Origin of the sequence: Methylobacterium amylolyticum (genome assembly GCF_030700245.1) — a bacterium.
In the GTDB taxonomy this organism is placed as follows: Bacteria; Pseudomonadota; Alphaproteobacteria; order Rhizobiales; family Beijerinckiaceae; genus Methylobacterium.
In genome coordinates, this window is the sequence record NZ_JAUYZI010000097.1 from 1 (window position 1) to 10,340 (window position 10,340).

General features: G+C 68.1%; 9 protein-coding genes and 3 pseudogenes. 5 read left to right on the forward strand and 7 right to left on the reverse strand.

The window, feature by feature from the left end; translation table 11 throughout:
• Positions 1–44: 44 nt before the first annotated feature.
• Complete coding sequence (locus Q8W71_RS31640; RefSeq protein ID WP_305528371.1) at positions 45–680, reverse strand: glutathione S-transferase C-terminal domain-containing protein; 636 nt, start codon at positions 678–680, stop codon at positions 45–47.
• Between the two features lie 204 nt (positions 681–884).
• Here Q8W71_RS31640 and Q8W71_RS31645 point away from each other — a divergent pair, with 204 nt between their 5' ends.
• A complete protein-coding gene (locus tag Q8W71_RS31645; RefSeq protein ID WP_305528370.1) occupies positions 885–1,115 on the forward strand; it encodes a DUF485 domain-containing protein in 231 nt (76 codons plus the stop codon).
• Complete coding sequence (locus tag Q8W71_RS31650) at positions 1,112–2,782, forward strand: sodium:solute symporter family transporter (RefSeq protein WP_305529317.1); 1,671 nt, start codon at positions 1,112–1,114, stop codon at positions 2,780–2,782. Before Q8W71_RS31645 ends, Q8W71_RS31650 begins: the two co-directional genes overlap by 4 nt.
• A 139-nt stretch (positions 2,783–2,921) precedes the next feature.
• On the opposite strand, the gene Q8W71_RS31655 is transcribed toward Q8W71_RS31650, so the two are convergent.
• Positions 2,922–3,877 (reverse strand): IS630 family transposase gene (locus Q8W71_RS31655; RefSeq protein ID WP_305529318.1). Its coding sequence is split into 2 segments (ribosomal slippage): positions 2,922–3,532 and positions 3,532–3,877, totalling 957 coding nucleotides; the frame shifts between segments, so codons are not numbered across the junction.
• 121 nt (positions 3,878–3,998) lie between these two features.
• On the opposite strand from Q8W71_RS31655, the gene Q8W71_RS31660 reads away from it, so the two are divergent.
• The 3 genes and pseudogenes from Q8W71_RS31660 to Q8W71_RS33045 form a co-directional block, all read left to right on the forward strand.
• On the forward strand, positions 3,999–4,250 hold the full coding sequence (locus Q8W71_RS31660) for a hypothetical protein (RefSeq protein ID WP_305529319.1): 252 nt from the start codon (positions 3,999–4,001) through the stop codon (positions 4,248–4,250).
• A gap of 89 nt (positions 4,251–4,339) precedes the next feature.
• Positions 4,340–4,423, forward strand: a pseudogene (locus tag Q8W71_RS33040) (hypothetical protein); the annotation flags it as partial.
• A 97-nt stretch (positions 4,424–4,520) separates the two neighbouring features.
• Positions 4,521–5,060: pseudogene (locus Q8W71_RS33045) on the forward strand (IS630 family transposase); the annotation flags it as partial.
• A 259-nt stretch (positions 5,061–5,319) separates the two neighbouring features.
• Here the strand turns inward: Q8W71_RS33045 and Q8W71_RS31670 are convergent.
• The 5 genes and pseudogenes from Q8W71_RS31670 to Q8W71_RS31690 form a co-directional block, all read right to left on the reverse strand.
• A pseudogene (locus tag Q8W71_RS31670) lies at positions 5,320–5,941 on the reverse strand (transposase); the annotation flags it as partial.
• 117 nt (positions 5,942–6,058) lie between these two features.
• A complete protein-coding gene (locus Q8W71_RS31675; RefSeq protein ID WP_305529321.1) occupies positions 6,059–6,853 on the reverse strand; it encodes an enoyl-CoA hydratase/isomerase family protein in 795 nt (264 codons plus the stop codon).
• Positions 6,854–6,866: 13 nt separating this feature from the next.
• Positions 6,867–7,886, reverse strand: coding sequence for a TRAP transporter substrate-binding protein DctP (gene dctP, locus Q8W71_RS31680; RefSeq protein ID WP_305529322.1), 1,020 nt, complete (start codon positions 7,884–7,886; stop codon positions 6,867–6,869).
• A 38-nt stretch (positions 7,887–7,924) separates the two neighbouring features.
• On the reverse strand, positions 7,925–9,280 hold the full coding sequence (locus tag Q8W71_RS31685) for an NAD(P)H-dependent oxidoreductase (protein ID WP_305529323.1): 1,356 nt from the start codon (positions 9,278–9,280) through the stop codon (positions 7,925–7,927).
• Positions 9,281–9,299: 19 nt separating this feature from the next.
• A partial coding sequence (locus Q8W71_RS31690; RefSeq protein ID WP_305529324.1) for an aldehyde dehydrogenase family protein occupies positions 9,300–10,340 on the reverse strand: 1,041 nt, incomplete at its 5' end.

The window sequence follows — 10,340 nt, forward strand, 5'->3', positions numbered from 1 at the left end:
AACGTCGCCCAATATCCTCAGCGGATCTCCCGTCGGTCGAAAGATCAAACCACCGGATCGCTGATGACCTGCGCATACGGCACCGTGGCCTGGAAAGAGGGCCTCGACTCGAGCCGATCCTGCAGAGCGGCGAGGTTCGGATGGTCCTCGCGCCACGTGTTCTCCGGCATGCGCACGTTGAGCCAGCCGATGCAGCTGCCAACCGCGATGTCGGCGAGCGTCAGACGGTCCCCGACGCAGTACTCGTGGTCGCCGAGCATTCGGGAGATCTCGCGCAGGCCGCCCGCCGCTTTGCGGAGCTGACGCGCGGTCCATTCCCGGCTCTGCGCGGTCTCGGCCCGCGCGCGTTCCCAGAAGACCAGCACGCAGGCGTCGCAGATGCCGTCGGCCAAGATCTCGAAGCGTTTGGTGAGAAGGACAGCATCCGGATCCTTCGGCATCAGCGCAGGCGTCGGGTGCTTAAACTCCACCCACTCGTTGATGAAACGGGACTCGTAGACGCTCTCGCCGTCGTCGCAGATCAGCACCGGCAGCTTCTCAAGCGGATTGTACTTCGGCGTCTCGGTGTCGCGGTTCCACGGCACTTCCGTAATCAGCTCGAATGGGATGCACTTCTCAGCGAGCTGGATTCGCACCTTGCGGGCGTAGGGGCTCGGGGTCGCGCTGATCAGACGGTACATGAGCACCTCACGAGGCGAGCGGGATACTCGGGCTTACGGGCCTACGAGAGGGCTGGCAACGCGCGGCGCACTCATCGGCTGACGAATCTTGTATCGCATTGACCGAAGTGTCGGCATCGGTTGCTGTCGATCTCTTCGGGATCCGGATGGACTGGGCGCACACCGGCGGCTAGGCTCCCAAGAATCAAGTTGGGAGCGCGTGCCGTGCGGGTGAACCCCTACCAAGCGGGCGTGGTTTTGCTCACCTTTCTCGGGTTCCTGTTCTTTCTTTTCATGGGGCTTGCCGCATTCGCGCCGGGCCTACTGGCGAGCCCGGTTATCGCGGGCGGCACGGTAAGCCTGTGGTTCCTCTATGCGATCGGTCTGATCTGGACCTCCGTCCTATGCACGGGCCTGCACGTGCTGATTGCGAACGCGGCGGAGGACAAGCGATGACCCGCCTCCTGGCGACCTTCGTGTGGCTCCTCAGCGGCGGCGGTGGTGCGGCTTTGGCCCAGACGCCCGTCGCCCCACCCGCGGCCGGGTTCAACGTCACGGCAATCACCTTTTTCGTCTTCTTCGTCGCGCTCACGCTCGCCATAACCTACTGGGCGGCGGGCCGAACGCGCTCGGCCGCCGACTACTACGCCGCGAGTGGCCAGATCTCGAGTACGCAGAACGGGTTCGCGCTCGCGGGCGACCTGATCTCGGCCGGGGCGTTCTTAGGCCTGTCCGGCCTCATTTTCGGTACTGGGTTCGACGGCCTCGTCTATGCGGTCGGCTACACGCTGGGCTATCCGCTGATCGTCTTCTTCTTCGCCGACCAACTGCGCCGGCTCGGCAAATATACCTTCTCAGATGTTATCGCGTTCCGGCTGGCGCCGCGTCCGGTGCGGACCCTGGCCGCGCTGTCCTCGCTCTCGATCGTGGCCTTCTACCTGATCGCGCAGCTCGTCGGCGCGGGTCAGCTGATTCAGCTCCTGTTCGGTCTGCCTTATCTATACGCGGTGCTCGGCGTTGGCGCCCTGATGATCTGCTACGTGATGTTCGGCGGCATGGTGGCAACGACCTGGGTGCAGATCATCAAGGCAATCCTGCTCCTGTGCGCGGCCACCTTCACGGCGCTGCTCGTGCTGGCCCATTTCGGCTTCAGCTACGAGCGCATCATCGCCCAGGCGGTCGAGGTCCACGCCAAGCATAGCGCCATCCTGCAACCATCGACCTTTGCCGCCTCACCCTGGTCGACGGTGTCGCTCGCGCTCGCGCTGTTCGTCGGGGCGGCGGGGCTGCCGCATCTCTTGATGCGGGTGTTCACCGTGCCGGACGCGCGTGCAGCCCGCACCTCGACCTTCTGGGGTTGCACGATCGTCGCCTACTTCTTCTCGCTGATCTTCGTCATCGGCTTCGGCGGGCTTGCGATCGTCGGCTCGACGCCCGCCTATCTCGGGGCCAACGGCGCCCCGATTGGCGGCGGCAACATGGTGGCGATCCACCTCTCGCACGCGCTCGGTGGCAACGTCCTGCTCGGGCTGAACTCCGCCATCGGCTTCGCCACCATCCTGGCCGTGGTGTCGGGGCTGACGCTCGCGGCCTCCTCGGCGGTCTCGCACGACCTCTACGCCAACGTGCTCAAGCGCGGCTCGGCGAGTGACGCCGACGAGGTCAGGGTTGCCAAGTACGCCACCCTCGGTGTCGGCATCGCGGCGGTGCTGCTCGGCATCGCCTTCGAGAAACAGAACATCGCCTACATGGTCGGGCTGGCCTTCTCGATCAGCGCAAGCTCGAACTTCCCGGTGCTGATCCTGGCCATGTACTGGAAGGACTTTACCACCCGCGGCGCCGTGGTCGGCGGCAGCGTCGGGCTCGTCAGCGCGCTGGTCTTGACTATCCTCGGGCCGCCGGTCTGGCTGAAGGTGCTGGGCTTCGCCCAGCCGATCTTCCCGCTCGACCCGCCGACCCTGATCACGCTGCCGCTGGCGCTCGCGACCTGCGTGATCGTGTCGATCCTCGACCGCTCGGCGCAGGCCGAGACCGACCGCGCTCTGTTCGAACGCCAGCGCGCATTGCTGCGGGACGATGCGTCGTCGTCGATCACCGAAGTGCCGGGCGGGATGAGTGCCTGAAACGCGGAATTTGCTTGGAACTGGCCATCGCCTGTCAATCCGGAGCGTCAGCCTTTCCGCGGGTTGACTGATACCGTTTCTGGATGATTGGCTCGGACGGATTCCCGTGAGCGTTGGATGGGATTAGAGCGGTGCCCGATCAGGTTGGATCATATGCGTCGTAGCCTGCGGCGGTGAGATAGTTGCGGCACTCGTCTGGGGTGAAGGCAGCGAAGGCTGCTTGGATGGCGGCCCAGAGGTCTGTCACGGTGCGGGCGGCGGCCGAGCGCAGCAGCGCCTTCAGCTTCGCGAAAGCCATCTCGATCGGGTTAAAATCAGGACTGTTGGCAGGCAGGTAGAGCAGTCGTGCGCCCGCCCCCTCGATGGCCTCGCGCACGCCCGCGACCTTATGGGCAGTGAGGTTGTCGAGGATGACGATGTCGCCGGGGCGCAACGCCGGGACCAGGGTGTCTGCGACGTAGGTCCGGAAGCGCTGCCCGTTCGTGGCGCCGTCGAGGAGCGCGGTGGCGAACAGGCCTGTGGTGCGCAGGGCAGCGGTGACGGTGGTGGTCTTGTAGTGCCCGCACGGTACAGCGGCACGACAGCGTTCGCCGCGCGGCGCCCAGCCGTAGCGGCGGGCCATGTTCGTGTGGGCGGCGGTCTCGTCGAGGAACACCAGCGCGTCGGGGTCGAGATCGAGTTGCCCCGCGAACCAGTCCTGACGCGCCGCCTTCACATCCGCCCGTTCCTGCTCGGCCGCGTGCGCGGTCTTTTTTTGCGCGTGATGGCGTGGCGCCCGAAGAAGCGCGACAGCCCGCTTGTACTGGTTGGCACGCCGCGTTCGGCCAGCGCGTCGCGCAACTCCCACAGGAAGCACTCGGGTCGCTCCTCGTAGAGCGCCACGACCCGCTCGGCCTGGGCCTCTATCGCCTGCGAGCGCTGGTCGCCGCCCATCGGCTTGGGCGCGATCCGCCCCTCCTGCCGGAAGCTTGCGTGCCAGCGGACTGCGCTGGCGATGCCGACCCCGAAGCGTTTGGCCGTCTGACGCCGCGAGGCCCCCGCCTCGATCGCGGCCACGACACGCTCGCGCAGATCGACGGACAGGGCTGAGGGCATGCGGCTCTCCCGGGAGAAAGCCCCGCACGGAATCACGGGACGCCGCCCGTGACCCCCCCCACCCGACTCAACCCGGTCGGCCGCCGCTCTAGCGATTGGGCCATGGATCGCGGAGGCGGGCATGGCTTACATCGCCGATCATCTGAGCGTGGAGGAACTGGGTTGGCGTGCCCGGACGAGCCAGGAGGCGTGCGCCGCGCGCCACTACCAGGTGATCTGGCTTCTGGCGCAGGGTCGCGTGCTGTCGGAGGTCGCGGCCACGACCGGCTTCGCCCAGCGTTGGCTGGAGCAACTCGCCAGCCGCTACAACGCCTTCGATCTTGACGCGCTGGGGACGGTCGCCGACGCAACGGCTCGCGCCCGCGGCTCCTGACGCCCGAACTTCTGGACGGCCTGCGCACGCGCCTTGAGACGCCGCCGCCCGACGGAGGCGTGTGGACCACACCCAAGATCGCAGTCTGGATGGCCCGGGAACTCGGCCATGTCTCGGTCCCCCCGCAGCGGGCCTGGGAAGCGCTGCAGGCGACCGGCTGCTCGCTCCAGGCCCCGCGTCCCAAGAACCCCGCCGCCGCCAGCCCTCCAGAGCAGGCCGCCTTCAAAAAAACTCGCCGCCACGCTCGCCGAGGAAGAAGCGCGTCATCCCGGCCGCCCAGTCGCGGTCTTCTGCACCGACGAGCACCGGATTGGGCTGAAGCCGGTCACCCGCCGGGTCTGGGCCCCGCGCGGGCAGAGGCCGACCGCGCTCGGCCATCACCGCTACGAGTGGCTCTATGTCACCGCCTTCGTGGCGCCGGCCACCGGCGAGAGCCACTGGTACGTCGGCAACGGTGTCTCCAAGCCGCTGTTCGAGCGCCTGCTGGCTGCCTTCGCCCGCGAGGCCGGTGCAGGCCCCCAGCGCACGCTCATCCTGCTGCTTGATGGGGCCGGTTGGCACACCAAACCGGGACTGCGCGTGCCCGACGGCCTGCGGCTCGTCTACCTGCCGCCCTACACGCCCGAACTCCAGCCCGCAGAGCACCTCTGGCGCCTCGTCGACGAGCCCATCGTCAACCAGCACTTCAAGACGATGGCCGAGTTCCAAACCCTCATCGAAGCGCGATGCCGCCACCTCGAAGACGATCCAGATACGCTGCGGCACCACACCCTCTTCCATTTGTGGCCTCACAGGACCAAACCGATCTAATCATCCGGAAATGGTTTGAGAGGCGATTATGCTTGTGATACCTGCCCCTCTGTCAGTCTTCCGCAACAGCGTCCCTCTATCACGGCCGGCGGTCATCGCATCGAAGGAGGCCGACGATCGCGCAGGTTGACAGCTCAGCCGTTGGCTATCGGACGGATAGTCTCACAGGCACTCTACGGGTGCCGCTGTCGGTCGCCGCGTACAACAACCCATGCCCGGCCTGTTCAGCCCTTTCGCCCTCAAGACATCACGCTGATCCGCCTTCCGGTGTGGCGCCGATTAGCACGAGCATGCACTCGGCCTGCTCTTCCGTCCGCGCCTGGAGGTAGACCCCGTCCGCCCGGACGGAGACGTAGCGGCGGGCCGAGAGATCACGGCCTTGCCAGCGGGCGTACTCGTCCGCGAAGGCTTGCCGTCAGCCGCGTCACGACCGCGGGCGAGAGGTTCGGGGCCTCACGCCCAAGCAAGGCGAATAGGGACTCCTGGACATCGCCGGTGGAGACGCCGCGCAGGTACAGCACCGGCAGCAGCGCATCGAGTCTGCGGGTCCGCAGCGCCTACTTCGGCAGGAGTGTCGACGTGAACCGGACCCGGTTCTCGGCCCCCGTCGCACCGCGATCCTGGACGCGCACCCGCGCCACCGGCACCGGCACCGGGCCGATCCCCGTCTGGATCGTCCGCTCCGGCCCATGGCCGTGTCGAACCAGCCGAGCCCGCCCGTCCGGCAGCCGCAGGTCCTGCATCGCCGTCAGGAAGGCTTCCGCCTCCATCTCCACGGCCTGGAAGAGCAGGCGGCGTGCGCCCGCGCGTAGCACTTCGGTCAGGGGATCCTCGATCGCATCAGGCTGACGAAGCCGGACGACGTTGGTAGAAGTCTCCATAGGCGTATCGCTCTCGCTGAGAGGTTCTGGCAGGCTCGACACCCGCCTCGATACGCCGCCTCCACGCTCCCCGCGTCACCCAATCTCCCGCATAGCTCTCAATGATCTTCGCGCGGCTCAGCGGGTCCGGCGGGCCGCCTTGGCCAGGAACGCCTCGACGCCACGCCTGTACTCCCCGATCTCTGCGAAGCCGTACTCCTCCATCCTCTCGGCGCGCGTCACGGGGGCGGCATCCCGCATCAGCCGTTGGATCTGGCGCTTGTGCGACCGAGCCGCAAAGACGCCGCTCGCGCAGATATTCTCGACCGTCTCGGCGACGGCGCGGTCGAAATCCTCCGCCTCGACGACCCTGGACACCAAGCCCTTCTCATAGGCCGTCCGGGCGTCGAAGAGGCGGCCCTCAATCAGTAGCTCCGCTGAAACGGACGGCCCAACGAGACGGAACAGACCCTCGGTCTCGCCCAGCGCCAGCGGGAAGCCCATGCGTCCGACCGGCGCTCCGAAGCGGGCCCCCTGCGCGGCGATGCGGAGATCGCAAGCGACGGCGATCTCCAGGCCCCCACCGAAGCACGCGCCCCGGATCGCGGCGACGACGGGCACGGGGCAGTCGGCGATCGCCCCGAGGCAACCGCCGACATACTCCTCATGGAAGCGGACGACTTGCTCTCGGGTCGCGCGTTCGGCGTGGAATTCGGAGATGTCGGCGCCCGCGGAGAAAGCCTCTGCGGTGGCGCCGCGGACGACGATGCAGCGCATGGCGTCGCTCGCGGAGAGCGCCCGGACATGCTGCGCCAGATCCTGCCACATCGCGACCGTCAGAGCATTGCGCCGCTCCGGCTGGCTGATCGTGAGAGTCGCGTGGGCGTCCGAAGCCTCCGCGATGATCCGTCCGGTCATATCGATCCCACCCATCACGCTGTCCGGCTCAGGCCGAGACGTCTTGGGAGAGCTTCAGCAAGTCGGCTGCCTCGGCGCTCTTCCCGGCATAGTCCTTCCAAGTCGAGGTGCGGGCGAGCGCCTGCCACTTTTCGAACGAGCCCGCATCGATGTCCCGCGCCTGGCCCCCGGCTTTGCGGAAGACCTTCACGACCTTGTCGTCGTCGGCCTTCGAGCCCGCCGTCCCAAATGGCTCCAGCTCGGCGCCAGCAGCCATGATCAGGTCACGCTCGCCCGGCGCGAGGGCATCGAAGATCGCCTTCGACATCAGCAGGGGTTCAAAGGTGAACAGGAAGGTGCGATCGCGCGCCGTGGTCAGGTGCTTGCCCGTCTCCTCCAGGCGGAAGGAGATCATGCTGGTGGACGAGGTGACGACGGCGTCCACCGCCCCCGTCTGCATCGCCGCGTAGATTTCGTTTGAGGGCAGCGGCAGCGTCGCGGCCCCGGCCGCGAGGAGCAGGACATCCATCTCCCGGGAGCCACCCCGTGTCTTCAGCCCCTTCACGTCCTCGGGCACCACGATCGGATTGGCGCGCGAGACGACGCCGTTCGCCTGCCAGACCCAGGACAAGATCACGATGCCCTTCTCGGCCAGGAACCCGTTAAGCTTGCGCCCGACCGGTGCCGTCTTCCAGGCTGTGCCCTGGGCGTAGGACCCGACGACGCAGGGCATCAGCCCGATGTTGAGTTCAGGGATCTGGCCGCCGGCGTAGGCGAGCGGAAAGAGGCTCAGGTCGAGGGCGCCCTTGCGGAGCGCGGCGAACTGCGCATTCGTCTTCATCAGGGACGCGTTCGGATAGACGGTTCCCGTGAGCGCGCCCTCGGAGCGCTGTCGCAACGCCGTGGCGAACTTCCGGCAGAGCCTGTCACGGAAATCGCCCTCCTCGTCCGTGCCCCCGGGGAACTGGTGCGAGATCTTCAGGTCGCGCCCGGCCGCAGCCCGTCCCCCGAACCGGATGAGGGCCGGCGCCGCGATGGCGGCGGAGAGCAGGGTGCGGCGCGTCGGCATGGCGGGGTCCTTCCTCGGGTGAATGGGTGGACGCAGCCTTAGGCCCGGCGAGGGTCGAAGGCGGCTTCCATCTCGCGGCGGAGCGCCACGACGGGATCGCCCGCGGCGAAGGCCACGTCGTCCCAGCGCACGCCCGCGCCCATCGGCACGTCGCGGATGAGTCTCACCTGATGCGCCAGCCCGAGCGGTAGGTAGCCCTCGTCGAGGGAGAGGTCCGCCGGCAAGTGCCGACCCCAGACGCAGTAGCCGCCCTCGCCGTCGAGGGTCTCGCCGACCTTCAGGTCGCGCTTGGCAGTCGCCGCCACATCGGCACTGAAGCAGGACGGCGCACCGGTCGGCTGCCCGAGCAGGGCCGCCCAGGCCGCCGAGATGCCGAGTTCCAGGCCGCTGAAGTGGATCGGCCGGTAGAGTGCCGCGTAGCGCCCGCTCGCGTCGGGCAGCATGTGGTACTCGCGAAAACATTCTCGGGTGTAGGCGCTGTCCTCCGCTGCCTCGACCACCACGAAGGTGCCGTGGGCGAGGTTGTGCGGAATGCTCGACCCGTCCCGGGTCAGGGACGAGACGCATTCCGTCACGCCTGCGAATTCCAGGCTGCCGCCCTCGTCCTTCGGGCGCAGCACGTCAGCGAGTTCGAAGCGGCTCGCGGGCGGGAAGACGAGGCCTTGCGTCTGCGCCTTGAGGCCGGTTGCGTTTGCGATGGCCGTCATCTCGATCGCCGACTTCGTGCCGTCGACGAAGCTGTTGAACATCTTCGGGTTGATCGAGGACCTGTCCTCGATCTCGATCAGGCCGGGCAGGTTGTCGAACACCGTGTCCGGCGTCGATTGGTGGAAGCGGGGCAGGTAGCGGGTGCCCTTGCCCGCCGCCACGACCCGGAAGCCGCAGGCCCGGGCCCAATCCACATGCTCGCAGACGATTGCCGGCTGGTCGCCGTAGGCCAGCGAGTAGACGACGCCCGCCTGTGCGGCCTTGCGGGCGAGCAGCGGCCCCGCGACCACATCGGCCTCGACGTTGACCATGACGACGTGCTTGCCCGCCGCGATGGCCGCGAGGGCGAGGCGGATGCCGGTGCGCGGATCGCCGGTGGCCTCGATGATCACCTCGATGCCCCCCGCCCGGATCACCGCGTCGGCGTTGTCCGTGAGGTAGGTCCGGCTGGTGCGGATCGCGTCCTCACAGGAGCGGGCGGCAGTCTGTTCCGCCGGCCAGTGGCAGGCGGCGAGCTGCCGCGCCGCCCGCGTCACGTCGAGGTCGACGACGGCCACGATCTGCATCCCCGGCGTGGTGCGGGCCTGGGCCAGGAACATCGTCCCGTACTTTCCGGCGCCGATCAGGGCGACCGTCACCGGCCGGCCCGCCTCCTGGCGCTCCCGCAGCAATCGGTAGAGGTTCATCGGACGTCTCTCTCCATCGTCAACGGGCGGCCGGCGGCGGCAGGGCGAGGTTGACGTTCACGCTCTTCGTCTCGGTGAAGCTGTCGAGCATGCCTTCGAGCGACATCTCGCGGCCGATGCCGCTCTCCTTGATGCCGCCGTAGGACTGGCCGAGCGCTTGGCCCCCGCCCTGGTTGACCTGGACCCAGCCGGCCTCGACGGCGTGGGCGGCCCGCAGCGCCCGCCCGATGTCGCGGGACCAGATGTAGGCGGCGAGCCCGTAATGGCTGTCGTTGGCCATGCGGATCGCCGCGTCCTCGTCGCGCCAGGGGATCGCCACGAGGACGGGCCCGAAGATCTCCTCCCGGGCGAGCCGCCAGTCGTTCGAGGTGTCGGCGAAGATCGTCGGCAGCGCGAAGTAGCCGCGGGTCAGCGGGCCGTCTTTGGGCGGCAGGCCGCCGGTGACGAGGCGCGCCTCCGGCCGGCTCAGCCCGTCCGCCACGTAGCCGCAGACCTTCGTGAACTGGCGCTCGTTGATGATCGCGCCGATGTCGGTGGCCTCGTCCAGGGGATCGCCGATCGTCAGGGCCGAGACCCGGGAGACCAGCCGGTCGAGGAACCCGTCGTAGATGTCGGCGTGGAGGAACAGCCGCGATCCGGCGGTGCAGGACTGGCTCTGGCGGGTGAACCGCATCGAGGCGATGATCCCGTCGAGCACCCAATCCTCGTCGGCGTCGGGGTAGACGATCGACGGGCTCTTGCCCCCGAGTTCGAGGGAGACCGGCGCGATCCGCTCGGCGGCGGCGCGCATGATCGCCTTGCCGACCGCGGTCGAGCCGGTGAAGCTGACCTTGCGCACCAGCGGGTGGGCGGCCAGGGGCTCGCCGCACTCCTTTCCGTAGCCGGTGACCACGTTGACGACGCCGGCCGGCAGGTGCTCCTGGCAGATCTCGGCGATCATCAGCACGGCGAGCGGCGCGTCCTCGGCGGCCTTGAGCACGATCGTGTTGCCGGCGCAGACCGCCGGGGCGATCTTGAGCGCGGCGAGCTGCGCCGGGGCGTTCCAGGGGACGATCGCGCC